Source organism: Arcobacter sp. L (genome assembly GCF_000284235.1).
Classification (GTDB): Bacteria; Campylobacterota; Campylobacteria; order Campylobacterales; family Arcobacteraceae; genus Aliarcobacter; species Aliarcobacter defluvii.
The window spans coordinates 2,106,661-2,133,296 of sequence record NC_017192.1; the positions used below are offsets into that span (position 1 = coordinate 2,106,661).

The window sequence follows — 26,636 nt, forward strand, 5'->3', positions numbered from 1 at the left end:
CTATGGATATTTTTTATTATTTAGTTACTTTTAGATACAAAGCCAAAATTAGCTTTGTATCTAAAATTTAAGCAAATGCAGGTTCTAAGAAAGGAATAATTTGTTTTTTTCTTGATAAACAACCATCTAACCAAACTTTTCCATCTTCAAGTTTACAGTTAAATGCTTTTTCAAAGATTGTTGCATCATCAGAAGTTACTAATACTTCACTTCCCTCTTTCATAATATCAGTTAAAAGTAAAGCAACAGTATGTAATCCTTGCTCTTCTTTTACTTTTTTAATATCAGCCATTAATTCATCTTTAATTGCATCAAAAACGCTCCCATCAACAACTTCAAGTTGCCCAACACCAACTTTAGACCCATGCATATCAAAGTTTTTATAATCTCTCATTACAAGCTCTCTTATTGGAGTTCCTGCAACTGCTGATTTTACTCTAAACATTTCCATACCAACAGCACCAAAATCTTCAATACCACAAATAGCTGCTAATTCTCTAACAGCTTTAATATCTGTTTCTGTACAAGTTGGTGATTTAAAAATAACTGTATCAGATAAAATCGCACACATCATAATTCCAGCGATGTTTGCAGGAATTTCAACTTTATGGAAATCATACATCTCTTTTACGATTGTATTTGTACAACCAACTGGTCTAATCCAACATTCAAGTGGTGCTGAAGTTGTAATATCACCTAATTTGTGGTGGTCAACAATTCCAACGATTGTTGTTTTATCAAGTTCTTGAGGAGCTTGTGCAACATCTGAATAATCAGTGATAAACAGTTCATCACCAGCAAAAGATGTTTTTAAAACTGGTGCTTCAAATCCAAATCTTTCTAAAATATATTTAGTTTCAGGATTTGGTTCACCTTGACGTGCAGGAGTTGCAGGACGTCCAATTTTATTTAATAAATATGCTAAAGAGATTGCTGAACAAATTGAGTCAGAATCAGGAATAATGTGTCCACATGTATATAATGCCATTTTATAAAGTCCTATATTTTTATTTTTGGGCATTTTATCTAAAAAGAAGTTATGTTACTTTTAAATAAAAAAATTACTCTTAATATCCCAACTCTTCATCAACTAGGATTATAATTATTCTTCCTTTTATATCATCACCTTTAATCCAAGAAAATTTATTTGCAATATTTTCAAGATTATATTTTGGTTCTTTGCCCATTTCTATTGCTTTGTTGTTTATTCGGTTTATATTTTTAACAGCTGCAACTTCCATAACTCTTTTAAAACCATTTTCTAAAGTATCAACTATTTTATTAATTCCAACTATTAATAATACATTTGTTGGTCCATAACAAAGTGCAGCTACTCTATTTCCACTTCCGTCTGCATTTACAAGTTTTCCGTCTTTTGTGATTGCATTTGTACTTGAAACAAAAATATCAGAAACTAAACCTTGTCTTCTTCTTTTGATATTTTCTTCCATTGAAATACCAGCTTCATATTGATTATATAAAGTGATTTCTTTATTATTTAGTAAATAATCAAGTAAACCTATCTCTTTTACACTTTCACTTCCACCAAGACCAACACTCATATCTGATTTTATATATGTTTTAGCCAAAGATAAAGCTGAAGCTTTATCTTTTACAAAATGTGCATCATAACCACAAGATTTTAAAACTTCTAAAAACTCTTTCATTTAAATCCTTTATGAAATTAAAAATTGTCCTAGTTGTCTATTTTTCAAAAGTTTAGCATAATTTGTCACACATCCGTGCATAGAAATATAAACTCCATTTGATATTGGTGCATTTAAAAATCCAATTGCTTGTGCGAAATTTAGAGTTGCTTCAACTTTTTTTATACTCATAGGAACCATAGCTCCTGTTAAAACTATCTTTTTATCTTTAACTCTTTCATCAATATATTTAGAAGTTATATCTATAGTATCTGTTCCATGAACTATGATAATATTTTCACTACTTTCATTTATAATTTTTACAAGATAATCTCTATCATCATTGTCTATTTCTAAACTATCTTTTGAAATTACATTTTTAATTTCAAATTCAATATTAAAACAACTTTCAATTATCTCATCAAGTGCAATATTGTCTTTTGGAACTTCAAGTTCACCTTTTAAGGGATTATATCTTTTATTAAAAGTTCCACCTGTATTAATCAGCGTAATCTTCATTTTTTTCGTCCTTCTCATAATTATGTACCATATTTTTTGGTTGAAGTAATTCATCCAACTCTTCTTTAGTAAATAAACCTTGTTCTAAAATCAAATCATAAACTCTTTTGTTTGTTTTTAAAGCTTCTTTTGCGATACTTGAGCTTTTTTCATATCCTAAAATTGGATTTAAACAAGTTACTAAAGTAACTGAATTTAAGATATTATTCATACAAACTTCTTCGTTTGCTGTTATACCTTTTACACATTTTTCACCTAAAGAGTAAAAAGCTCTTCTCATCATATTTATAGAATTAAATAATTTATATGCAATTAAAGGCTCAAATACATTTAGTTGTAATTGCCCATGTTCACTTGCTATTGAGATAGTTGTATCTGCTCCAATTACTTCAAAAGCCACTTGATTTACAACTTCAGGAATAACAGGATTTACTTTTCCTGGCATGATTGAACTTCCTGGTTGTAATGGTGGCAAATTAATCTCATTTAATCCAGCTCGTGGACCAGAACTTAAAAGTCTTAAATCATTACAAATTTTTGAGATTTTTATAGCAACTCTTTTTAAAACTCCAGAAATATGTACAAATGCTCCTGTATCTTGAGTAGCTTCAATCAAATCTCCAGCACTTACATAATCAACTCCAGTAACTTCTCTTAAATTAGAGATTACTTTTCTTTGATAAGCTGGTTTTGTATTAATTCCTGTACCAATTGCAGTTGCTCCAAGATTTACTTCTTTTAAAAGTGCTTGACACTCTCTTAATCTAAAAATATCTTCATCAATCATAACTGCAAAAGTTTTAAACTCTTGTCCTAAAGTCATAGGAACAGCATCTTGAAGCTGAGTTCTTCCCATTTTAAGCACATCTTTAAACTCTACAGATTTATTTTCAAAACAATCTCTTAAAAATCTTAAACTATCTTTTAATCTGTAAATCAACTCATGTAAAGTTAATTTTATAGCTGTTGGATAAACATCATTTGTTGATTGACTCATATTTATATGATTATTTGGATGAATGATGTCATAAGAACTTTTTGGTTTTCCAAGAATTTCTAAAGCACGATTAGCTATAACTTCATTTACATTCATATTTGTAGAAGTTCCAGCTCCACCTTGAATAGGGTCAACTATAAATTGATCTCTAAATTTTCCATCAATTATCTCATTACAAGCTTGGATGATGGCATCTTTTTGAATATCTGTTAAATCACCTAATTCATAATTAGTTAAAGCACAAGCTTTTTTAACTTTTGCTAGAGACTTTATAAAATTTGGAAACAAAGAAAGACTTGTTTTTGTAATATCAAAATTCTCTTTTGCTCTTAAAGTTTGAATACCATAATATTTAGTTGTTTCTATCTCTTTTTCACCTAAAAAATCTTTTTCAATTCTATATTGCTTTTCCATAATTATCCTCTTGATTAATAATTTTAAAATATTATAAAATAAAAGTATGCAAAAAGTGTCTTTTATTATTTTTGTAAAGTATACCCTTCTTGAGGTACATTTTTGATTACGTTTATTGGTAATTTGCTTCGTAATTCTTTTATAAATGATTTTAGGGCATGGGTTGTCATCTCTTTATCATTCCACAGCTCAAACTCTATCTCTTCATATTTCAAAATTGAATCTTTTCTTTCATATAATAAATATAAAAAATCTTTTTCTCTTTTTCTCAATGGAATTATTTCGCTATTTTTATAAACTAATTCTCTTTTTTGCAAATCAAAAAGTAAATCTTCACTTAACATCACTGGTTTTGAAGATTTTACAAGATATTTTTCCAAAGCTTGTGACAATTTTTTTAGATTTAAAGGTTTTAAAATATAATGATTTACATTAGAATTTATTAATTCCATCAAATATTCTTCATTTGAGTGAGCTGTTAACATAATAATCATTGTTTCAAAATCATTTTCTCTAATTCTTTTAACTAATTCAACACCATTTCCATCTCTCATTTGAATATCTGTTATTACAATTTTTGGTTTATAATATTCATAAAGTTCAAATCCTTCATTTCCACTTGTTGCTTCATATACATCTTTAAAATAGTAATTTAAAGTATTTACAATTGTTTCTCTTATTCCATCTTCGTCTTCAACACATAAAATAGAGATATTTTTTAACTCTTCAATTAATTCTGGTTTCATTTTTATCCTGCTACAACTATTTTAAAAACAGCACCATCACTGTCGTTAGATACACTTAAATCTCCACCCATATTTCGCTCAATTATTAGTTTTGAAATATAAAGACCAAGTCCAGTTCCTTTTGATGAATCTTTTGTACTATAATATGGGTCAAAGATTTGTTCTAAATTTTTTTCTTCAATTCCACCTGCATTATCTTTTATTGTAATAATTGATAAAATACCTTTTGATTCTATATTTATCTCAATTTTTGGATTTTTTATATTTTTTTCAATTAAAACATCTTTAGCGTTACTTATAATATTTAAAATAACTTGAGAAAATTCTGTTGGATATCCAAAAATTTTTTTATCATCTTTTATATCTAAAATAAGATTTATTCCAAGATTTTCTAAAGTTGCATCTATAATATTTATCGCTTTTTTACAAGCATCAGAAACATAGAAATCCTCTTTTTTCTTATCTGGTTTATAGAAATTTCTAAAATCATCTATTGTATTTGACATAAATTCAATCATCTTATCACTTTTATCAATAGCATTTAAAATATAATCATTATCTACTTTTTTAAATCTTGTTGTGGTTTCTAATTCCATTAAAATTCCAGATAATTGACTTAAAGGTTGTCTCCATTGATGAGCAATCATACTAATCATAGAACCAATTCTTGCTAACTTAGCTTGTTCTAAGATTTTTCTATCTTTTTGTTTAGCCTCTTCAATCCCTTGTTTTACTTTTAAAGATAAATTTTCATTCAAACTTTCAAGTGCATTTTCTCTATTTTGAACTTGTAATTTATATTTTTTTATAACATCTTTTATAATTGATAACATTAAAAAAGTAAAAAGTACCATAAAAGTTAAAATTACAGCTGTTGCAGTAAGTAAAAATTTTTTAAATTTTTCTTCTTCTTTTTCATGCTCTTTGATTTTTATTTCTAAAAATGTATTAACAATTTGTGTATCACTTAATTTATTTAAATGAAGTCTTTTATATTCATTTATTTCAGTTTGATAAGTTTCATTTGATAGTTTTAAATAGTATGAGATTGAAAGAAAAGATACAAATAATATTGATAAAAAAGGTATAACTATAATAAAAAATGGTATTCCTTCTTTATTAAACATAAAAAACCTTTGTTTATATCTTTTAGTTTATATGATGTCTAAAAATTGCTTAAAAGATTAAGAGTTAACTCTTAATCTTTTTTATCGTTGATATTATCAACAATCTCTTTCCAAGTATTTTTATCGATGTTAAATTCATTATAATCATTGTATCTAAGAACTGGAACTTTCCCTTCTTTTAATTGTCTTTCATAACCTTTGATTAATTGAAGTACTGGTTTATATAATATTGCAATAACAATCATATTTATAATTGCTAATAATCCCATAGATAAATCAGAGAAAGCAAAAATAGAACTTAAATCTTGAAATGAACCCCAAATAACAAGTAAAATACATAATATTCTAAAAATATTAAATACTGTTACATTTCCTTTACTGAAGAAATTTAAACTATTTTCAGCTAAATAATAGTTATAAATCATTGATGAAAAACCAAATAAAAATAGTGCAATAGTTACAAAGTATCCACCAAATGGTCCAATATGTTCAATTAAAGCATTTTGAGTTAATAAAACCCCTTGAACACCACTAATTCCTGGAGTATAAACACCAGATAAAAGAATAATAAATGCTGTACAAGAACATAAAATTATTGTATCAATAAACACTGAAAAAGATTGAACTATTCCTTGTTGTACAGGATGTGCCACATAAGCAACGGCTGCAACATTTGGCGCACTTCCAAGTCCTGCTTCATTTGAGAACATACCTCTTTTTGCACCTTGAATAATAACAGCACCAATTCCTCCACCAATTGCAGAACTTGGATTAAATGCTTCAGTTATAATCATAACAATTAAAGAAGGAATTTTGTCAAGATTTAAAACAATAACAACTAAAGCAATTAACAAATATCCTAAAGCCATAACAGGAACAATAACCTCAGACATTCTAGCTATTCTTTTTACTCCACCAAAAATAGTAATACCAAAAACTAAAGTTAATACTAATCCTGTTATCCAAGTAGGAAGATTAAAAGAAGCTTGAAAAGAAGTTGAGATAATAAATGATTGAGTTGCATTAAATGCAAAACCAAAAGTGATTAAAAGTAAAATAGAAATAACAATACCAAGCCATTTTTGTTTTAAAGCTTTTGTCGCATAATAAGCTGGGCCTCCTCTATAAAGACATGAATCTAATCCATCTTTTTCTTTATATAATTGAGCTAAGGAACATTCAAAAAAACTTGTTGCCATTCCAACAAGTGCAATAAGCCACATCCAAAAAACAGCACCAGGACCACCTAGTGTTATAGCAACAGCAACACCAGCAATATTTCCACCACCAACACGTCCAGCAACGCTAAGCATTAAAGCTTGAAAAGAAGAAATATGTCCCTCTTTATCTCTAACTGTTTCTCTTAAAATATGAAACATTTTAAAAAAATATCTAAATTGTACAAATCTAGAACTTACTGTAAAAAATAATCCTAATATAGGTAATAAATATATTAAAATAGAACCCCAAATAATATCACTTAAAAATGTATTTATTTCAGCTAACATCTTGTCTCCTTTTTATAATAGAAAACTTTATCATTGAAAAGAGTGTTAAAAGAGGGTTTTAAATTAGAAAAAATATACAATAAAGTTGAAATAATTATAATTTCAACTTTATTTTAATTAAGAAGTATTATTTAATTAATTCTTTTACTATTTTGATTAAATAATCAGCAGAATTTTTAGCACTTGATTTTAAAAATTCATCAAAATCAAATCCAGCATCCATATCAGCAGTATCAGAGATAGCTCTTAGTATAAAGAATGGAACATTTAAAGCATCACAAACAACTGCAACACTCGCACCTTCCATCTCTAAAGCATCTGCATTAAAAGTAGATTGAATAAAATCTTTTCTTTGTGTTGAATGGACAAACTGATCTCCAGTTGCAATTGTTCCAACAATAACTTTAAGATTATTTTCATTTGCAACTTTAATCGCGATTTCTCTTAAACTTTTTGTAGTTTCAACAAAAACCTTTCCACCTGGAACATATCCATGAGCATGACCAAAAGCAGTAATATCTAAATCATGTTGGCATAATTTATCTGCAATAATCAAATCACCAATTTTAAGTTTAGGATTAATTCCTCCTGCAACACCAGAAAATAAAAGTGTATCACAACCAAATTTTTCTATCATTGTTGCAGCTGTCAAACTTGCAAATACTTTTCCAATTTTTGAATAAGCAATCACAATATCTAAACCATTATAATTTACTTCATAATATTTATTATTTGCAAACTCAACAATATTTACATTTTCAAAGTGAGCTAAAAGAGGTTCAATTTCCTCTTCCATTGCTCCCATAATTGCTAATTTAGTCATTTAATTCACCTATTACAGCTTCTAATGTTTTCATATCTGAAACATTAACTGTTGGTTTATCTGTGATTTTTTTATTTAAACCTTTTAAAACAATTCCATTTCCAAATTCAATAAATAAATCAACTTTATCTTCATGAGCTTTAATTGATTGTTTATATTTAACTGGGCTTGTAAGTTGTGAAGCTAATAATTCTATAGCTTCATCTTTTGTTGTATAAGCTTGAGTACTTACATTTGAAATAACAGGAGCAAATTCATCTTTTAAAAACTCTTGTAAATATGGTTTTAAATTTTCAACTGCACTTTTTAATAATTCACAATGTGATGCAACTGACATATCTAAAACAATAGCTCTTTTTGCACCTGCACCTTTAAATACATCAACTAAAGATTCTAAATCTGATTTAATACCTGCAAGTACAAGTTGTCCATCCATATTATAGTTTGCTGGCCAAACTTTTTTACCAAGTTCTCTTTGCTCAACACATACTTTTTCAACTGTAGTATCATCAATTCCAACTAAAGCCATCATACCAGCATTTCCACCAGCGCAAGCTTCACTCATAAATAAACCTCTTTTATGAACTAATTCAACAGCATCTAAATAATCAATAGCACCAGCAGCAACTAAAGCTGAAAATTCACCTAAAGAGTGCCCTAAAACAAATTCTGGTTTAATATCACATTTTTCTTTAAAAATTGCATTTGCAATTGAGCTTACTAATAAAATAGCAGGTTGTGTAAATTCTGTTTTTCCTAAATTTTCATTTTCTTCAAATAAAAGTTTTTCAAAATCAATACCCAATCTATCACTTGCTTTTGAAATCATATTTTTTGCAATTTCACTATTCTCAAAAAAATCTTTTCCCATCCCAACTGTTTGACTTCCTTGCCCAGGAAATATAAAAGCAACTTTTTTCATTATAAATACCTCTTATATATAAATTTCAAATTTATTCAAAATCATTTTTTAAAGTTAAATTTCATAACCCTAAAAAATAATTTTGCCCAAATGTATAAATACACTTGGGCAAATTTTCAAATTTTTCTTTATATAAAAAAGATTAGTGACAACCACAACCACCATGAGAGTGTCCGTGATCATGTCCAGTTCCACAAGAACCTTCACCATGTGAGTGACCTCCGCCACCACAACAACCACCACCCATAGCAGCCATACCACCAACAACACCTGTTTGAACTTCTTCTTCAGTTGCATCTCTTAAACTTAAAATTGCTACTGAGAACATTAAAGTTCTTCCAGCCATTGGATGATTATAATCAATTGTTACATCTGAATCAGAAAAAGATTTAACTACAACTTGTACAGTTTCACCATGTTCACCTGTTCCATATAATGACATACCTTCAACTAATTCAATACCAGCGAATTGTTCTTTTGGTAATGTTTGAACTGCTTCTTCATTATACTCACCATAAGCATCTTTTGCTTCAACCATTACATCCGCTTCTTCATTTGCTGACATTTCAACTAATTTAACTTCTAAACCAGGAATGATTTGTCCTTTTCCAGAAATAAATTCTAATGGAGCTTGACCAACATTTGTATCTAAATGTTCACCTGTTTTTGCATCTTTTAATGTATATTCTATACCTATAACTTTATGTGACATATTTTTTCCTTATTTAATTTTATAATTATTATAATTTAGCTAAATTTTTTTTTGCTACTTTTGCTTCACTTGAATCAGGATAAAGATCAATTAAAGTAGAATAAAAACTTTTAGCATTATCTTTATCTTTTGTATTTTCAAATGAAATAGCACTATGCAATAATAATGTAGGCATATAAGCTGCTTTATCATTTAGTATTGCAGATTTTTTAAAATGACTTATTGCAACGTCAAATTTTTTTCTTATATACCACATTTCACCTAAATAATAATTACTTTCAGCAGGTTTATAGTTAACTTCAACAAGTTTTTCATATTTAGGAATAGCATTATCATATTTTTTTGCACTAAAATCTTTTTTTGCATCAGATAATAATTTTGCTTTATCATCTGAAGTAAGATTTTTTTTGATTTCATCTACTTCAGCTGATTTTTTTTCGTTAGTTTTTGTAGGATTTACTTGTGATGTTTTAACACCAACTGCTTTTTTCAAGGCCTCAAATTCTTCTCTTGTTATAAATTGCTGCATATTTTTCTCAAGTTCAGTTGAAGACACATATTCAGAATTGATTTTGTTAACAAGAGCTGTCAATTTGCTAAGAGCAGCTTTTAAATTATTCACGGTATCAGTCAAATCATTATTTGTTGACTGAGTTGTAGGTGTTGTATTAGAAGCTAGATCTGAAGATAAATTTAGTTTCTGCGATAATTCATTTACTTTAAGTACAGTTGAATTTAATTTTGCAGAATCACCTTCATATGTAGATTCTAAGCCTTCTAACCTTCTATTAATTGATTCAACTAAAGTATTTATATCTCCTAATTTAGAAGATATATTACTTATGTTTGTCTGGTTTTTTAAAATATGCTTTTCTGATGAACTAAGTCCGTAAGGACTATCAGCATTTAAACTCCCAGCTCCATAAACCGAAACCTCTTCGGCTACGGTTAATGAAGTTACTACTAATAAAGGTAGAAGATACTTATTCATCAGAATTATTTACTTAATTCGTGTTCAACTCTTCTGTTTTTTGCCCAACAATCTTTAGTTTTTTCAGTACAAACTGGATTACTTTCACCTAAAGATACTAAAGAAATATTAGCTGTTACACCATTTGAAACTAAAACATCTTTTACAGAGTTAGCTCTTTTTAAACCTAATGCGTAGTTATACTCATCAGTTCCCCATTCGTCAGTGTTACCGAAAACTTTAACTGTTGTATCAGCAGTTAATGGAGATAATTTAGAAGCATTAGAAACTGCTTTTTCTTTATTTTCAGCAGTTAAATCATATTTATCAAATCCAAAATAAACATGTTCAATTAACACTTTTTGTCCATTAATCATATAGTAATTTCCATTACCAACTTTTTCTAAAGCTGAGAAACTTCCATCAGCAATATTTGTATCTGGTGTACTAACAACTTCTGGTTGAGAAGCACCATTATCAACATTCATATCAACATTTTTTTCACTACAACCTGTAGTAAATAATAATGCTGCAACTAATACAGAGTAAATACCTAACTTTTTCATAATTTTTTCCTTGAAATAAAATTTCCTGAAATGATATTAAATTGAACCTTAATTATTGTTTAGATTTTAAATAATAATTAATTGATTCTTATTGCTTATTAAGAATTACTTATGTAATATCAAATAACATTCTATTTTAAGGAGAAAAAGATGGCAAGAGTAGGAAATTCAATAATAAAAGATATTGAAATAAGTGAAATTATTCATCTGTTAAATAGAGCTTATGCAGATGAATGGTTAGCATATTATCAATACTTTATTGAAAGTAAAGTTGTAAAAGGTATTATGAAAGATGCTGCAATTGTTGAACTTAATCAACACGCAACTGATGAATTAAGACATGCAAATATGATTGCAGATAGAATTCTTCAACTAGGAGGAACTCCTCTTCTAGATCCTAATGAATGGATAAAACACACAAATTGTGGATATGATGCACCAAGAAACTTTGATGTAGTAGCTATTTTAAAAGATGCTATAAAAGGTGAACAATGTGCCATAAATACTTATTCTAAAATTGTTGATATAACAAGAAATAAAGACATAGTAACTTATGATATTGTAAGCCAAATATTAGCAGATGAAGTAGAACATGAAGAAGATTTGCAAACACTTCATGATGATATTACAGAATTTATTGCCGATTTAAAGAAAAATCTAAATTAAAAAATTAAAGTATGGAAATCCATACTTTAATTAAACCCTACCAATCAATAGATTGAATTCGTCCTGTAGATAAAGGGAATAAAAAAGATTTACTATAATCTAGTCTAATTATACCAACAGAACTCACTCCTTCAAAAGTTTTTATAAAAAGTAAAGTTTCACCATCATTAGAAAATTTTGGAAATTGGTTAACTCCACTAGATGTAAGTCTCTTTAAACTATCAGTTTTAGTAGAAATTAAATATAAGTTAAAACTTTTTCCACCTAATTCATTATCTGAATCTTTACTACTATAAACAATATTATTTTCATGTGCAGTAGCTGAAGAATTATTATTGCTATGATAAACTAATCTTTCAACTGCAGTTGAGTTAATTCCTTGAGCAAAAATATTAGGATTTCCTAATCTATCTGATACAAAAACAATTCTTGAATCATTTTCAATAAATTGTCCACCTACATCAATTCCACTAAATCTGCTAATTTGAGTTTTCTTTTTCGTTCTAGTTTCATATAAGAAAATATCAGGTTGCCCTGTAGGTGATGCAGTAATTAAAAGTTTAGTTCCATCTTTATTTACATCAGAACAAGCTATCATACCATCAGAATCCATGATTATTTCTTTACCTCTATTATAAATATTTAATTTAACTAATGTAGGTTTTTTATAATTATAAGTAGTATAATATATAGTTTTTTGTTCTTTATCTGCCCATTTTGGGAAAATATTTAATCCACCAGTTACAACAGTTTTTTTATAAGTTAGAGTATAATCACCAATCATAATATCTGCTTTACCAGCTCCACGATATGTTGAGAATACAACAAATTTATCCATCCAAGCAATACTCGGAGCTTTAAAAAAATCATTTATTGATATTGCTGCTTTATGAGCTAAAAAAACGTATCTATCTTCTTGTGAAGTTGTAAAGTTTTTTTCTAAAATTAAAGCTCTTGCATTAATATCATACAATTTTGTCATCAAAGTATAATCCCCTGATGCTTCTTTTTTAGCTGATAAATTTAAATATAATCCAATACCTTGGTTTGATAAAGCTAAAATATCAGGTAAACTATCATAAGCAGTTTGGCTATTTACACTTGCTATTTCAAAATGACCACTTACATTTAGGTCATCAGATAAACTCTTTTTTATTTTATTAAGAGTTTCAACTTCCATTGCATCTGTAGCAACTGAAACTAAAACTTTTGGTACAGAGTTTGCTTTTTTAATTATTTCTAAATTTGCATCAACTTCTGCAAAAACTGAACTAAATATCAATGATATTAACAAAAATATTTTAAACATAATTCTCATCCTTCTGATTTGAAATCAACATTAATTTTAACTGCCTTTCCTTTTGTTGGCTTAGGATAAGCAATATTCTTTTGTTCTTCTAAAAAAACTTTTAAAGAAGTATCAAAAGTTTCATCACCTGATTTTTTTACAAAACTATAATCAAACTTACCATCTAAATCAATCATAATTAATACAACAGCTTTAAGTCCAGAACCAACAGGTACCCAAGCAGATAACATATCACTTATTTGAGCAAAATATTCATCTGTTTCAACACCTTTTGCAGCATTTGTACTTTTTGTATTAGTTGCTGTTTTTTCATCTTCTAATAATTTATCAATTTTAATATTTGAAGATTTCTTTTCTTTTTCAAATTTTGATTTAAATCTTTTAGGATCAATCGATTTTTGAACATTATTAACTTCTTCTTTTGTAACTTTAGGTGCTTTTTCTTTAACATTAGCAAATAAAGATTTTAAGTCAGGTCTCTTTTCATTTGAAGCAGAAGCTGATTTTTCTTTTACCTCTTCTTTTTCAATTATTTTATCTACTTTTCTTTCAACCATCTTTTTTTCAGCTTTTTCAACTATCATATCAAGTTCTATTGAAGTAGAAGTTGGCGTAATATTAATAGTATTTGGTACTGGACTCATTATATAAAAAAGTACCGAAAAAGCTAAAAGAAGATATAGAGAAATCGCAATTATACCTGAAACTGTAAATGAAAGATTATTTTGCATTTATTATCCATCTGTCACTAATGCCACTTTAAAAAAACCAGCTTCTTTAACTGATTTTAAAACATAAATAATATCATCATATTTTAAACTTTTATCTGCACGGATATAAATTGGTGTATTTTGATCTTTTCCATTTGAGAACTGTAAAAAACTATCTGCAAAGTTTGATATTTCAACCTTATTTTTATTTAATGTTACAATTCTATCTTTTGTAATAATAATATCAATTTTTTGAACATCTTGTGTTTGTTGTGATCTACTTCCTGTTGGAAGTGTAATTGGTTCTTCAAATTCGATAACAGGAGCTGTTACCATTAATATTGCTAATAAAACTAGCATAATATCAACTAAAGGAGTAATATTTAAATCTGGTTTTTGATTAAAATCATACACTATTTTACCCTTTAGCAATTAAAATTTGCGATTGTGCCTTAAGAAAAATATTAAGTTCATAAACTTTTCTTGTAAGTATTTGATGGAATGTATAAGCAAAAATCGCCACTAATATACCTGCTGCTGTCGCAACTAATGCTTCACTAATTGCAGGAGCAATTATTGAAAATGCAACTTTTGACTGATTTGCAAATTTTGCAAATGATTCTAGTATACCAACAACTGTACCAAAAAGACCAATAAATGGTGAAGTTGACGATATTATAGCTAACCAAGAAAGACCATTACTTGCATCTTTAACTATATTAATTTCACATGCATGCAATAACTCTTTTGAAGTTGAATTATTTGAACACTTGTTAAGTGCTGACAACGGCGAAAATCTAGCTTCTCTTGAAGTTAAAGCTTCTAAAGATTTCTTCTCATTACTAAGAAGTGAATTTAAAATGCTATTTCTGTAAAAGAAAACCCAGAATGTAATGATTAGATAAGTTGACAATAGTGCTAAAACTATATAAGTTATAGCACTACTATTTGCCAAATAATTTAGTAATGTAGTAATCATGTGCTTTTATGCAAATGAATTAATTTTTGCTTCAACTGAAGCAACAGAAATATTAGAATCTTTTACAGAATTAACTAATGCTTTTGCTGCTTCAATATTTTTAGCGATTTCTGAATCTTTTCCAGCTGTTAATGCAATAGCTCCATCTGCTAGCACATCAACTGATTTTTCATCTACTTTCACATGTCCCCAGTTAATAGCAACAGCTTCTGTAGAATTTGCTTTTTCAATAACGATAACACCAACAGTTAATGAAGAAATTAAAGATGAATGTCCTGGTAGAACACCGAACTCTCCCTCTTTTCCAGGAAGAGTAACAGTTTTCACATCATCATTAAATATTTCTCCATTAGGTGTAACGATTGATAATCTAATTGTATCCATGTTATGCCTTAATGGTTTTTTGTTATTTCATTTTCTCAGCTTTTGCTAGAACCTCGTCGATTCCACCAACCATATAGAATGCCATTTCAGGAATGTTATCATATTTACCATCTAAAATTCCTTGGAATCCAGCAATAGTATCTTTTAATTCAACATATTTACCTGGGCTTCCTGTAAATACCTCTGCAACGAAGAATGGTTGAGATAAAAATCTTTCAATTTTTCTTGCTCTAGAAACAACAAGTTTGTCTGCTTCTGATAACTCATCCATACCAAGAATTGCAATAATATCTTGTAAATCTTTATATTTTTGTAATACTGATTGAACACCTCTTGCTGTATTATAGTGTTCTAATCCGATAATATCTGCATTTAAAATTCTTGAAGTTGAATCAAGTGGATCAACTGCAGGATAAATACCTTTTTCAGCAATTTTTCTATTTAAAACTGTAGTTGCATCTAAGTGAGCAAATACAGAAGCTGGAGCTGGGTCAGTTAAGTCATCCGCTGGAACGTAAACTGCTTGAACAGAAGTAATAGAACCTTTAGAAGTAGAAGTAATTCTTTCTTGTAATTTACCCATTTCTGAAGCAAGTGTTGGTTGGTATCCAACAGCTGAAGGAATTCTTCCTAATAATGCTGACATTTCAGATCCTGATTGTGCAAATCTAAAGATATTATCAATAAACATAAGTACATCTAGACCTTTTTCATCTCTAAAGTATTCAGCCATTGTAAGACCAGTTAATGCAATTCTATTTCTTGCACCTGGAGGCTCACTCATTTGACCATAGCATAATGCAACTTTATCAAGAACGTTTGAGTCTTTCATCTCATGATAAAGATCGTTTCCTTCTCTTGTTCTTTCACCAACACCAGCAAATACAGAGTATCCAGAGTGTTTAAAAGCAACGTTATGGATTAATTCCATAATAATAACTGTTTTTCCAACTCCAGCACCACCAAATAATCCAACTTTTCCCCCTTTTGAATAGGGAGCTAAAAGGTCAACAACTTTAATACCTGTTTCAAACATTTCAGTTTTTGTTGATTGCTCTTCAAAAGTTGGTGCTGATCTATGAATTGACCATCTTTCAGTTTCTGCAGGAATTGCAGCACCTTCATCAACTGGATCACCAATAACATTAAAAATTCTTCCTAGTACTGCTTCACCAACTGGAACTTTAATTGGTCCACCAGTAGCATTACACTCTTGACCTCTAGTTAAACCTTCTGTCATATCCATAGCGATAGTTCTAACTCTACCATCACCAATATGCGCAGCAACTTCTAATACTAATCTGTCTTTATTAGCATCTGCTAATACTACATCAATAGCTTCATTAATTTCTGGTAAGTATCCGTCGAATTCTACGTCAACAACCGGACCCATTACCTGAATAATTTTACCTTTCATACGGGCAGCTCCTTTAAATTATTTTAATGCTTCAACACCACTGATAATTTCTATCAGCTCTGTTGTAATTGCAGCTTGTCTAGCTTTATTATATTCAACTGTTAAACTATTAACTTTTTCTTTTGCATTTTTAGTTGCAGCTTCCATTGCTTGCATTCTTGCACTGTGTTCAGCAGCTAAAGAATCAATCAAAGCATAATACATATTGAAATCAATATATTTATCAGTTAATTCGTTTAAAACTTCTTCATCATCATCTGGCTCAATATTTAACATAGATGAGTTATCTTCTATTTCAACAGCATCTAAACTAATTGGTAATAACTCTCTAACTCTAATTTCTTGAGATAGCATATTTAAGAAACCATTGTAAACAACTATTACTTTATCAGTAACTTCATTTTTAAAATCTTCAACAACACTATGAATAAACTCAGCAGCTCTATCATATTCAGGTGCAGATGATAAATCGCTTGCTTTTTGCTCTAACGCAACACCTTGGAAAGAGAAGAAATCTACTCCTTTTCTTCCAGCAGCTCTTAATCTAACTTTTGAACCTTTTGCTTCATATTCTGAAATCAATTTACTAACAGTTTTAATTGTTGCCATATTAAAACCACCGCAAAGTCCTTTATCAGCAGTTACAAAAACAATATCAACTGTTTTTGGAGTATCATTTTGTACAAATGCTCTACCAATATTTCCTTCGTCTTGAACTTTGCTAACTCTAGCAGCAATATCAGAAAGCACATCATTTATCTTTCTAGCATAACTTCTAGCTTGTTCAGACAATTGTCTTGTTCTAGTTAGTTTTGCAGAAGATACAAGCTTCATAGCTTTCGTTGTTTTCTGAGTATTTTTAACACTACCTATTTTTAATTTTATTTCTTTTAAGTTAGCCATTGACTAATCCTTAGTTTGCACTAAATACAGTTTTAAACTCTTCTAATGCAGCTTTTAATTCTGCTTCTGTATCATCATCTATTTTTTGTTTAGATTTAATTGCTTCTAAAATATTTGAATATTTTTGTTCAAAGAATGAATGTAATTCAGCTTCAAATCTAACAACATCTTTAACTGCAATATCATTTAAGTACCCTTTAGTACCTGCATAAATAATTACAATTTGTTTTTCAATCACTAGAGGTTTATTAACACCTTGTTTTAAAACTTCAACCATTCTTTGACCAAGTTCTAATTCTCTTCTAGTAGCTTCATCTAAATCTGATGCAAATTGAGCAAATGCTTCAAGTTCTCTATATTGAGCAAGTGATAATTTTAAAGTTCCTGCAACTTGTTTAGTAGCTTTAATTTGAGCAGCTCCCCCAACCCTAGAAACAGATAAACCTACATTAATTGCAGGTCTTATACCTGAGTTAAATAAGTTAGTTTCTAAGAAAATTTGTCCATCAGTAATAGAAATTACGTTTGTTGGAATATAAGCAGCAACATCTCCAGCTTGTGTTTCGATGATTGGTAACGCAGTCATAGAACCAGCACCTTTTTCATCTGACATTTTTGCAGCTCTTTCTAATAATCTTGAGTGTAGATAAAATACATCCCCTGGATATGCTTCTCTTCCTGGAGGTCTTCTTAAAATTAATGACATTTCTCTATATGCAACAGCATGTTTAGATAAATCATCATAAATAATTAGTGCATGCTTACCATTATCTCTGAAATATTCACCAATAGTTACACCTGTATATGGAGCTAAGAATTGTAAAGCTGATGAATCAGCAGCAGATGCATTAACAACGATTGTATATTCCATTGCACCTGATTCTTCTAATGTTCTAACTACAGAAGCAACAGAAGATGATTTTTGTCCAATTGCAACATAAATACAAATTACATTTTCACCTTTTTGGTTAAGAATTGTATCAATTGCAACTGTTGTTTTACCAGTTTGTCTATCACCAATAATAAGCTCTCTTTGCCCTCTTCCAATTGGAACTAATGCATCAATAGCTTTAATACCAGTTTGTAATGGTTCATGTACAGATTTTCTTGCCATAATTCCAGGAGCTTTTTCTTCTACAAATCTATATTCAGCTGCTGCAATTGAACCTTTACCATCAATAGCTTCACCAAGAGCATTTACAACTCTACCAACCATTGCATCACCAACTGGTGTTTCTAAAAGTTTTCCAAGTCTTCTACAAGAAGTACCTTCTCTAAGACCTTCTCCTTTTCCAAGAACAACGATACCAACAGAAGATTCTTCTAAATTTGAAGCAAGACCTCTCTCACCATTTTCAAACTCAACTAGTTCCCCAGCCATAACATTTTTTAGACCGTAAACTTGTGCAATACCATCTGCATAAGAGATAATTTTACCTGTTTCATTTACATCTACATTTAATTCAAAGTTATCAATTCTTTCTTTTATTATAGAACTGATTTCATCAGCTTGAATTTTTGCACCCATTCAATTTCTCCTTTATAAGTTCTAAACTGCTTTTAAAATATGATCAATTAACTGTGATCTTAATCTCTCTTTAGAAAAAGAGATTTCTACCCCAAGTCCGTCAATATCTACTTTAATACCATCATAATCACAAACATTTTGTGATAATGATAATTTAACATCAAATTTTTTACTAAATTGTTCTTCAATTGAAGATACATAATCACTTGATAATTCAAGATTTGTATAAACAACACCTACATAACTATTATTCATTTTTGCAATTTGTGTATTTAACTCTTCTGCAATAAATGGTAATAAAGCTAATCTTCTTTTCTCACCAAGTAATTTAATAAAATTATTTAATGTATAATCTATACCATCAACTAAAGAGATTATTAAATCAATTTTTGCATTATCTGCAACTTCTGGTGAAGATATAATAAAATTAAATTTTTCATCAGCAAATGCCGAAGAAATTTCATTTAACTTACTACTAATAGTATTTATAGTGTTACTATCTCTACCATCAATTAAAGCTTTTACGTATCTTTTTGCTACTAAATCTTTCATTATGCTACCTTTTTAAGAACAATATTCGCTAACTCATTTTGAGTTAATTTAATATTTTCTGAATTTAATAGCTCTTCAAGAACTTCTGTAACAACTTGTTTTTTAGCTTTTGATGTTTCAACTTTCATCATTTCATCTAAATTTTTATTTAGATTTGCGATATCCGCATCAACAGCAGTTGCGACTTTTTGTTTAACTGAATCAATATCAGCTTTTGCACCTTCAATAATATCAGCAGCAATTTTTTTTGCTTCTTCTAATTTTTTTTGTGCATCTGAAACTTTATCTTGAGAAGCTTTTAAAGTCTCTTGAACTTTGTCAAGTTCCGCTTGAATAGATAAAGTTCTATTGGCAAAAAATGCTTTAATTTTATCAGCAAGTAAATACCATAAAATTCCAGCAAATATTATAAAGTTAACGGTTCTTTGTACTATATCAGTTTCAACCGCGCCTTCGTTTGCAAATAATGCAACAGGAGCTAAAGCTAACCCAAGTAATAACATTCTTTTCATATTCTCTTCCCTTTTAAATTGAGCTAAGCTTAGCTTTTAGGCTCTCATTAAATTGAGGCATAGAAGATACTAAAGAATCTTTTAAAGCTTTAGTCTCGTCTTGTAAGTTTTTAGCAAATTCAACAGATTTTGCTTCTAAATTAGATTTAGCACTTGCAAGTTTTGCATCAGCACTATCCTTTGCTTCCTTATAAGCTTGTTCTCTAATTGCAGCTGCTTCTTTTTTAGCTTTAGAAATAATTTCATTTGCTTCAGCTAACAAACCATCTACATCTGCACCATTTGACTTTGCATCTTCTAAATCTTTTTTTATAGAAGCTGCTCTATCATCCATGTGCTTTAATAATGGTTTGAAAAGACAACTGTTTAGTCTAGCAACAACTAAAAGAAAGATGATACCAGAGCTAAGCAATAATACAGGACTTATGTCTAACATTCATTCCTCCATATTTTTTACAGTTTAGTTTAACTAAAACTCTAATATTTTAGCAAAACAAAGTATAAAAATATATTAAAAGAAAAAATTAGCTTGGAAATTTTTAGATTTTGTTACAATTGTAAATTAAAGTAACTAGATATTTTGTCTATCTCTTCTTGCGAATTAAATTCAATTTTAAAATAGTTTTTTTCTACTTTAACTTTTAAATCATTTTCTTGAAGTTTTGCCATTAAATTTTTCAATGGGTCTATATTATAATTTGTAGAAATTATTTCTTTTTTAGGTTTTTCAGTATTTCTTTCTTTTAATTCTTTTACAAGTTTTTCAGTTTCTCTAACTGAAAGTTTTTGTCCTATAATTGAATCACAAACCATTCTTTGTTCATCATTAGATAATCCAAGCATAACTTTTGCATGCCCTGCACTAATTTTGTCTGTTGCTAAAAATTGTTGTACATATGAGTTTAATTGTAACAATCTTAATGTATTTGTAATAGAAGTTCTACTTTTAAATACTTTTTTTGATAATTCTTCATGAGTGATATTATGTTCATTTAGTAACTGTGCGTAACAATATGCCAATTCGATAATATTTAAATCATCTCTTTGAATATTTTCAATTAATGCTAATTCTCTTAATTTTAATACATCAGCATCAACAATAATAGCTTTTATTTTATCAATTTTTGCAAGTTTATGAGCTCTTAATCTTCTCTCACCTGCAATTAATGTATATGTATTATCATCATTTTCTACAACAACTATTGGTTGTAATAAACCATGCTCTTTTATTGATTCACTTAGTTCAAATAATTTATCTTCATCAAAAATTTTTCTTGGCTGATTTGGATTAGCTTTTATTATTGAAACATCTATTTTTTTTACACCTGATGTATTATTTCCTGTTGAATTTACATAAGCAGATTCAACTTCACCTAATAATTCTCCTAATCCTCTTCCTAGTGCCATATTATTTCCTATAAATAAATTATCCTGCAATTGCTCTTGCTAAGTTTGTATATGCTTTTGTTCCACTTGAATTTGTATCATAAAGCATGATTGGTTTACCAAAACTTGGACTCTCAGCTAATTTTATATTTCTTGGTATAACAACATATGAGTTATCATCTATTTTAAATAACTTATTTTCAAAATGTTGTGCTAAATCTGCAAATACTTGTTTTGATAAATTATTTTGAGAACTATACATTGTAGGTAAAAAACCTCTAATTTGTAAAGATTGATTAATTGTTTGTTTAACTAATTTTATAGTATTTAGTAATTGTGCTAAACCTTCCAATGCAAAAAATTCACATTGAATTGGTATTAATACAGATGTTGAAGCACTTAGTGTATTAATAGTTATTGGTCCTAATGCAGGAGGCGAGTCAATTATAATATAATCAAAATCTTTTTTAACTGGATCAATTTTTCTTTTTAATACCAATTCTCTTTCTTTTGTATTTTTATAAAATTCTTTTTCTATTCCTACAAGTCCAATATTTGAAGGTGCAACTTTTAAATTCTCTATTTCTGAATCTAAAATAATTTCATTTAATTCTTTTGTTCCTAACATTACATGATAAATGTTATATTCATAAGTATCTCTATGAAAACCTAATGATGTGGTTGCATTTGCTTGAGGGTCAGCATCTATTAATAAGACTTTTTTTCCCTCTAAGGCAAGTGCTGCACTTAAATTTACAGCTGTAGTAGTTTTACCTACTCCACCCTTTTGATTAGCTATTGAAATAATTTCTGTCATCTTAAACTAAATACCTTTTTGTTGTTTACTTGAATTGAACCATCTTCGTTTAATATCGCATTTTCGAGTGAAACTTTTTGATTATCTATGGTCGTTTGGAACTTTTTGCTAAGTTGAAATTCTATCTTAAAATCACTAAATATTTGCTTCCATAAAATCTTTTTTTCTATTTCAGAAAAATAATCTTTTAATATACTATTTATATCGACTTTTATATCTAATTTACCAAATTCTTCATCTACTTCTAAAAGATTTAATCCTATCCCACAATAGATTATATCTTTTGACATAGTTGTAATAGTTCCACCAATTTTTTTATTTTCTATATAAAAATCATTTGGCCATTTTATCCAAACTTTTGATTTTAAGTTTTTCAAAATATTTTTCAAAATATATGAAACATAGATTGAAATACTTTGCAAAGGCAAATCTTTTGGTAAATCTTTTATATTTAAAACAAAAGAAAAAAACAAATTTCCTTTTCTACCTGTCCAAGAATTTCCTCTACTTCCAATTCCATTTGTTTGAAAATCTGATACTATACATAAAGGTTCACTAAATCCATTTAAACTTATATATTTTTTTAAATACGTATGAGTTGAATCAACTTCATCTAATCTTATAATTTTCATTTTTGGATTATACATAATTAAAATAGAAGATATTATTAATTATAATCTTTGCAAAAAAGGTTAGTATGTTAGACCCTGTTTTACCGATTGCAATTTATTTAGCTTTGGGATACTTATTTAAAGTATTTTTTCATGATAATTCAAAGCAATTAATTGAATTTATCATCTACTTTTCTCTTCCGTCCATTGTTTTTTCAAAAATTTATCCTTTGATTATTGATCAAAGAATCATTGGATTAATTTTAATGTTTATATGTTTCATTTTATTTAATCTTACTCTAGCATATCTAGTAGGAAAATTAATGAGATTAAATAGAACATACTTTGCTACATTTATGATTATGGCAACATTTGGAAATACTTCATTTATAGGGTTTTCATATATAGATGCTTTTTATGGGCAAGATTTCATTGTGTATGGTTTGATATATGATATTTTTGGTTCATTTTTACTTTTAGTTTCAGTTGGTATGTTTATAATTACTTGGGGAAATGGTAAAAAAAATAGTGTAAAATCTATTTCAAAATCTATTTTTTTATTCCCACCTCAAATTATGTTTTTTGTTACATTAATTGCAAAGAATTTTGAAATACCAAACTTCATATTGTTAACTACACAAACACTTGGTTCAACATTAGTGCCACTTGCTATGATTGCTATTGGTATGAAGTTAGAATTGAAAAATATTTTTGCAAGATTACATATTGTTTCTGTTGCAATGATTCTAAAAATGATTGTTGTACCAATAATAATATTAATTGGATTTAAATACTTCTATGGAATAGATCAAACTTGGGTAAAAGTAACTATTATCGAAGTTGCAATGCCGCCAATGACTATGGCAACAGTTTTAGCTATAAAAGGTGGTTTAGATGAAAAAATCGCAATCAATTCTCTTGTATTAGGAGTTTTATTGAGTCTATTTACAATAACAATGTATACCACATATTTAGCGTAATGTTTACGCTAAATTTATACTAAAATATCTCCTACTTCAAGTCTTTGACCTCTTATAAAATCAACTGAACTAATAGCTTTTTTTGAAGGAGCTTGTAAAGTTTTTACTTTTAGACTTCCTTTTTTACATCCAATAACGATAAAATCTTTAGAGATTTCTAAAATTTCTCCCTCTTTATTTATTGATTCTTCTTCATATAATTCAATATCTTTTAATTTTAGCTCTGACTCTAAAAAAACTCCTGGCCAATAAGAGTAAGCTTTATATTTCAAATACAATTTTTTTGCATTTAAGAAATTTACTAAACCATCATCTTTTTTAATTTTTTTGCAAAAACTAACTTCTGATTCATTTTGTTTAAGGGGTTTAATATTTTCAAAATTATCTAAAGTAGTTATTGTTAAATTTGCTGCAATAATTGACAATTTTTCAAAGGCTTCAGATACTTCCATAGTTGAATTGATTTTTAGATATTGTAAACCTAAAATATCTCCACTATCAAGACCTTCTTCCATAAGCATAGATGTAACACCTGTAAAATAATCATCATTTAATAATGATTCTTGAATAGGACTTGCACCTCTATATTTTGGTAAAAGTGAAGCATGAAGATTTATGCAAGGAGCAATATCTAAAATCTCTTTTGGTAGAATCTGTCCATAAGCAGCAACTATTATAAAATCTGGTTTTAATTCTTCTATTTGTTTTTTAGCTTCTTCATTCCCTCTCAATTTAATAGGTTGAAAAATTGAAATATCTAAATTTTCATCTAAACAATATTGTTTTATATGAGGAGGAGTTAAAATCTGTTTTCGCCCAACTGGTTTATCAGGTTGAGTAAATAATCCTACTACTTCATATTTACTATTTATCAACTCTTTAAAAATTGTTGTTGCATAATCAGGAGTTCCCATAAATAGAATTTTTTTACTCAATATTTATCCTTTTATTTTTTTGATTGAAAAATTGTTCCATTTTTATGATTTCCTTCAACTAAAAAATCATAAGCATTTGTTAGATCAAATCCAGAAGATAAATACATAGGAATGTTATTTTGCATTAAAAAATCTGCTGCTTTAAGTTTTGTTACTATTCCACCTGTTGCAAATTGTGAATTTGCACTAGGTTTTTTTTCAAGTTCCTCGCAAGATATAAAAGAAATGTTTTTTTGTAATTTTGCATCTTCATATTCTCTTGGATTTTTGTCATAATATCCATCAATATCTGTTAAAATTGCCAACATATCTGCTTTAAAATAATAAGTTACAAAAGCTGCTAATTGATCATTATCTCCAATTAATTCATCTGTTGAGATAATATCATTTTCATTGATAATAGGAAGTACTTTGTTTTCTAATAAAATTTCCATTACATTTCTAGCATTTTGTAATCTTTTTCTTGAATCAAAATCATCAGCTGTAAAAAGAAGTTGAGAACACGATATCTCATATTTTTCAAACATATTTTGATATGTTTTCATCAATTTTGGCTGACCAATTGCTGCTAGTGTTTGTTTATTAGCTAAAATTTTCTTATCAAGTTTTAGTACTGTATATCCAGCACCAACAGCACCCGATGAAACTAAAATAACTTCTAATTTTTTTTCATTTTTTAATTTAGCTATTAAATTAACTAAATTTTGAATTCTTTCTAATGCAAGTTTTTTATTATCTTCAGTTAAAACTGCAGTTCCAACTTTTATAACTAATCTTTTCATTTATCTTGTTCCAATAAATTATATAAGGCAAAACTTAATGGTTTAATATTTAATTTTGTTAAAGATGAAATTGGTAAAACAAAGTATGGCTTACTATTATCAAATCTTGAATAAATTAAATCTTGAATAAAATATGGGTAATCACCTTCAAATTTAAATTCATTTGAATTACTCTGTTCTAAACCAATTTCTTTTATAAAATTTTTAATATCGTTTTCTAAATCTTCACCAAAATATCCATCAACTTTACTTAGTACAATTGCAAAATTTCTTTTTGATAATTCTGTAGAGAACTTTGTAACTTCTTCTTTTAAAACTTTATATTGTTCAATCATTGTTCTATAATTTGCAACATCAATTACAAATAATAAAGTTTTTGTTCTTTCAATATGTTTTAAAAATTCAAGTCCTAAACCTCTTCCTTCACTAGCTCCATCTATAATTCCTGGAATATCAGCCATCACAAAAGAGTTAAAATCTCCAACATTAACAACTCCAAGTTTTGGTGTTATTGTTGTAAATTCATAATTTGCTATTTCAGGAGTTGCATTTGATGTAACAGAAATTAGAGTTGATTTCCCTACATTTGGATAACCTACTAATCCAACATCTGCAATTAGTTTTAACTCTAATCTAATGTTTTTTGTAACTCCTGGTAATCCTGGTTGGAAATATGTAGGTCTTTGATTTCTTGAATTTTTAAAGTGAACATTTCCTAATCCACCTTTTCCACCTTCAAGAAATAAAACTTTTTCTCCAGGAATTAATAAATCAAATATAATTTCATTTGTTTCATCATCAATAATTTGAGTTCCTGGAGGAACAACCAATACAAGTGTTTCTCCAGATTTTCCTGTCATATTTCCACCCATACCTTGCTTTCCATTATCAGCTTTAAAGAATTTTTTTCCTTTATAACTTGATAGAGTATCAGTATTATTGTCAACTAAAAAGTAAACATCACCACCTTTTCCTCCATCTCCACCATCTGGTCCACCTTTAACAACAAATTTTTCTCTTCTAAACGAAGCGCACCCTTGTCCACCTTTTCCAGATGTAACGGCAAATCTAGCGCTATCTATAAACATATAACTTTCCTTTTAATAAATAATTAAAAACTAAAAGTAAAATTGTGATTTTCACTGTTAACTTTTAATTAGTTATGTTAATTTTTAAATAAAAAAAGGGTGTAGGCAAAGCCATACACCCTTTAAA

The 26,636-nt window shown here is 28.2% G+C and carries 31 protein-coding genes; 2 read left to right on the top strand and 29 right to left on the bottom strand.

All coding sequences use genetic code 11. From position 1 onward, the window contains the following. Positions 1 to 67: 67 nt before the first annotated feature. The 12 genes from ABLL_RS10400 to ABLL_RS10455 all read right to left on the bottom strand — a co-directional run bounded on the left by ABLL_RS10400 (position 68) and on the right by ABLL_RS10455 (position 10,950). A complete protein-coding gene (locus tag ABLL_RS10400; protein WP_014474761.1) occupies positions 68 to 988 on the bottom strand; it encodes a manganese-dependent inorganic pyrophosphatase in 921 nt (306 codons plus the stop codon). Positions 989 to 1,067: 79 nt separating this feature from the next. Further along, positions 1,068 to 1,667, bottom strand: coding sequence for a lactate utilization protein (locus ABLL_RS10405; RefSeq protein WP_014474762.1), 600 nt, complete (start codon positions 1,665 to 1,667; stop codon positions 1,068 to 1,070). Positions 1,668 to 1,676: 9 nt separating this feature from the next. Next, positions 1,677 to 2,165: an asparaginase domain-containing protein gene (locus ABLL_RS10410; RefSeq protein WP_014474763.1), complete on the bottom strand. Its 489-nt coding sequence runs from the start codon at positions 2,163 to 2,165 to the stop codon at positions 1,677 to 1,679. Continuing rightward, positions 2,146 to 3,576 carry an aspartate ammonia-lyase gene (gene aspA / locus ABLL_RS10415; protein ID WP_014474764.1) on the bottom strand — a complete coding sequence of 477 codons (1,431 nt, stop codon included), beginning with the start codon at positions 3,574 to 3,576 and terminating at the stop codon, positions 2,146 to 2,148. The genes ABLL_RS10410 and aspA overlap by 20 nt, the downstream gene beginning before the upstream one ends. 65 nt (positions 3,577 to 3,641) lie before the next feature. Next, the gene (locus tag ABLL_RS10420) at positions 3,642 to 4,322 is read right to left on the bottom strand and encodes a response regulator transcription factor (RefSeq protein ID WP_014474765.1); all 681 of its coding nucleotides are present in this window, start codon (positions 4,320 to 4,322) and stop codon (positions 3,642 to 3,644) included. Between the two features lie 2 nt (positions 4,323 to 4,324). Then, positions 4,325 to 5,449, bottom strand: a complete 1,125-nt coding sequence (locus ABLL_RS10425; RefSeq protein WP_014474766.1) for a sensor histidine kinase — start codon at positions 5,447 to 5,449, stop codon at positions 4,325 to 4,327. Between the two features lie 71 nt (positions 5,450 to 5,520). Then, positions 5,521 to 6,957, bottom strand: a complete 1,437-nt coding sequence (locus ABLL_RS10430) for a sodium:alanine symporter family protein (RefSeq protein ID WP_014474767.1) — start codon at positions 6,955 to 6,957, stop codon at positions 5,521 to 5,523. Between the two features lie 127 nt (positions 6,958 to 7,084). Beyond that, the gene (locus ABLL_RS10435) at positions 7,085 to 7,780 is read right to left on the bottom strand and encodes a 5'-methylthioadenosine/adenosylhomocysteine nucleosidase (protein WP_014474768.1); all 696 of its coding nucleotides are present in this window, start codon (positions 7,778 to 7,780) and stop codon (positions 7,085 to 7,087) included. Next, on the bottom strand, positions 7,773 to 8,702 hold the full coding sequence (fabD, locus tag ABLL_RS10440) for an ACP S-malonyltransferase (protein WP_014474769.1): 930 nt from the start codon (positions 8,700 to 8,702) through the stop codon (positions 7,773 to 7,775). The genes ABLL_RS10435 and fabD overlap by 8 nt, the downstream gene beginning before the upstream one ends. A 142-nt stretch (positions 8,703 to 8,844) precedes the next feature. Then, positions 8,845 to 9,414: a peptidylprolyl isomerase gene (locus ABLL_RS10445; protein WP_014474770.1), complete on the bottom strand. Its 570-nt coding sequence runs from the start codon at positions 9,412 to 9,414 to the stop codon at positions 8,845 to 8,847. A gap of 28 nt (positions 9,415 to 9,442) precedes the next feature. Beyond that, positions 9,443 to 10,405, bottom strand: a complete 963-nt coding sequence (locus ABLL_RS10450) for a tol-pal system YbgF family protein (protein WP_014474771.1) — start codon at positions 10,403 to 10,405, stop codon at positions 9,443 to 9,445. A gap of 5 nt (positions 10,406 to 10,410) precedes the next feature. Continuing rightward, positions 10,411 to 10,950 carry an OmpA family protein gene (locus ABLL_RS10455; protein ID WP_014474772.1) on the bottom strand — a complete coding sequence of 180 codons (540 nt, stop codon included), beginning with the start codon at positions 10,948 to 10,950 and terminating at the stop codon, positions 10,411 to 10,413. 150 nt (positions 10,951 to 11,100) lie between these two features. Here ABLL_RS10455 and ABLL_RS10460 point away from each other — a divergent pair, with 150 nt between their 5' ends. Next, on the top strand, positions 11,101 to 11,616 hold the full coding sequence (locus ABLL_RS10460; RefSeq protein ID WP_014474773.1) for a ferritin-like domain-containing protein: 516 nt from the start codon (positions 11,101 to 11,103) through the stop codon (positions 11,614 to 11,616). A gap of 37 nt (positions 11,617 to 11,653) precedes the next feature. Here the strand turns inward: ABLL_RS10460 and tolB are convergent, their stop codons facing one another. From tolB to ABLL_RS10530, 14 genes are all read right to left on the bottom strand, one after another. Beyond that, positions 11,654 to 12,925: a Tol-Pal system protein TolB gene (tolB, locus tag ABLL_RS10465; RefSeq protein WP_014474774.1), complete on the bottom strand. Its 1,272-nt coding sequence runs from the start codon at positions 12,923 to 12,925 to the stop codon at positions 11,654 to 11,656. Between the two features lie 5 nt (positions 12,926 to 12,930). Further along, the gene (locus tag ABLL_RS10470; protein WP_014474775.1) at positions 12,931 to 13,656 is read right to left on the bottom strand and encodes a TonB C-terminal domain-containing protein; all 726 of its coding nucleotides are present in this window, start codon (positions 13,654 to 13,656) and stop codon (positions 12,931 to 12,933) included. A gap of 3 nt (positions 13,657 to 13,659) precedes the next feature. Then, positions 13,660 to 14,049, bottom strand: a complete 390-nt coding sequence (locus ABLL_RS10475) for a biopolymer transporter ExbD (RefSeq protein ID WP_014474776.1) — start codon at positions 14,047 to 14,049, stop codon at positions 13,660 to 13,662. Positions 14,050 to 14,053: 4 nt separating this feature from the next. Further along, complete coding sequence (locus ABLL_RS10480; protein WP_014474777.1) at positions 14,054 to 14,614, bottom strand: MotA/TolQ/ExbB proton channel family protein; 561 nt, start codon at positions 14,612 to 14,614, stop codon at positions 14,054 to 14,056. 6 nt (positions 14,615 to 14,620) lie between these two features. Next, positions 14,621 to 14,998 (bottom strand): ATP synthase F1 subunit epsilon, encoded by a 378-nt coding sequence (gene atpC, locus ABLL_RS10485; protein ID WP_014474778.1) that lies wholly within the window; start codon positions 14,996 to 14,998, stop codon positions 14,621 to 14,623. 22 nt (positions 14,999 to 15,020) lie between these two features. Next, complete coding sequence (atpD, locus tag ABLL_RS10490; protein WP_014474779.1) at positions 15,021 to 16,415, bottom strand: F0F1 ATP synthase subunit beta; 1,395 nt, start codon at positions 16,413 to 16,415, stop codon at positions 15,021 to 15,023. An 18-nt stretch (positions 16,416 to 16,433) separates the two neighbouring features. Next, positions 16,434 to 17,318 (bottom strand): ATP synthase F1 subunit gamma, encoded by an 885-nt coding sequence (atpG, locus tag ABLL_RS10495; protein ID WP_014474780.1) that lies wholly within the window; start codon positions 17,316 to 17,318, stop codon positions 16,434 to 16,436. 10 nt (positions 17,319 to 17,328) lie between these two features. Further along, positions 17,329 to 18,846 (bottom strand): F0F1 ATP synthase subunit alpha, encoded by a 1,518-nt coding sequence (gene atpA, locus ABLL_RS10500; RefSeq protein ID WP_014474781.1) that lies wholly within the window; start codon positions 18,844 to 18,846, stop codon positions 17,329 to 17,331. Between the two features lie 21 nt (positions 18,847 to 18,867). Further along, positions 18,868 to 19,398 (bottom strand): F0F1 ATP synthase subunit delta, encoded by a 531-nt coding sequence (locus ABLL_RS10505; RefSeq protein ID WP_014474782.1) that lies wholly within the window; start codon positions 19,396 to 19,398, stop codon positions 18,868 to 18,870. Beyond that, on the bottom strand, positions 19,398 to 19,910 hold the full coding sequence (locus ABLL_RS10510; RefSeq protein WP_014474783.1) for a F0F1 ATP synthase subunit B: 513 nt from the start codon (positions 19,908 to 19,910) through the stop codon (positions 19,398 to 19,400). The genes ABLL_RS10505 and ABLL_RS10510 overlap by 1 nt, the downstream gene beginning before the upstream one ends. Positions 19,911 to 19,923: 13 nt before the next feature. After that, the gene (locus ABLL_RS10515) at positions 19,924 to 20,346 is read right to left on the bottom strand and encodes an ATP synthase F0 subunit B' (protein WP_014474784.1); all 423 of its coding nucleotides are present in this window, start codon (positions 20,344 to 20,346) and stop codon (positions 19,924 to 19,926) included. A gap of 113 nt (positions 20,347 to 20,459) precedes the next feature. Continuing rightward, the gene (locus ABLL_RS10520; protein WP_014474785.1) at positions 20,460 to 21,317 is read right to left on the bottom strand and encodes a ParB/RepB/Spo0J family partition protein; all 858 of its coding nucleotides are present in this window, start codon (positions 21,315 to 21,317) and stop codon (positions 20,460 to 20,462) included. 19 nt (positions 21,318 to 21,336) lie between these two features. After that, complete coding sequence (locus ABLL_RS10525; protein WP_014474786.1) at positions 21,337 to 22,113, bottom strand: ParA family protein; 777 nt, start codon at positions 22,111 to 22,113, stop codon at positions 21,337 to 21,339. Continuing rightward, complete coding sequence (locus tag ABLL_RS10530; RefSeq protein WP_041655269.1) at positions 22,110 to 22,745, bottom strand: biotin--[acetyl-CoA-carboxylase] ligase; 636 nt, start codon at positions 22,743 to 22,745, stop codon at positions 22,110 to 22,112. Before ABLL_RS10530 ends, ABLL_RS10525 begins: the two co-directional genes overlap by 4 nt. A gap of 65 nt (positions 22,746 to 22,810) precedes the next feature. Between ABLL_RS10530 and ABLL_RS10535 the strand changes: the two genes are divergently transcribed. After that, complete coding sequence (locus ABLL_RS10535) at positions 22,811 to 23,704, top strand: AEC family transporter (protein WP_041654850.1); 894 nt, start codon at positions 22,811 to 22,813, stop codon at positions 23,702 to 23,704. Between the two features lie 14 nt (positions 23,705 to 23,718). On the opposite strand, the gene fmt is transcribed toward ABLL_RS10535, so the two are convergent. From fmt to obgE, 3 genes are read right to left on the bottom strand one after another with little or no spacing between them, the layout of a single operon-like run. Next, positions 23,719 to 24,639, bottom strand: a complete 921-nt coding sequence (gene fmt, locus ABLL_RS10540) for a methionyl-tRNA formyltransferase (RefSeq protein ID WP_014474789.1) — start codon at positions 24,637 to 24,639, stop codon at positions 23,719 to 23,721. An 11-nt stretch (positions 24,640 to 24,650) separates the two neighbouring features. After that, positions 24,651 to 25,421, bottom strand: coding sequence for a glutamate 5-kinase (gene proB / locus ABLL_RS10545; protein WP_014474790.1), 771 nt, complete (start codon positions 25,419 to 25,421; stop codon positions 24,651 to 24,653). Continuing rightward, a complete protein-coding gene (gene obgE / locus ABLL_RS10550) occupies positions 25,418 to 26,509 on the bottom strand; it encodes a GTPase ObgE (protein ID WP_014474791.1) in 1,092 nt (363 codons plus the stop codon). The genes proB and obgE overlap by 4 nt, the downstream gene beginning before the upstream one ends. Positions 26,510 to 26,636: the final 127 nt, after the last annotated feature.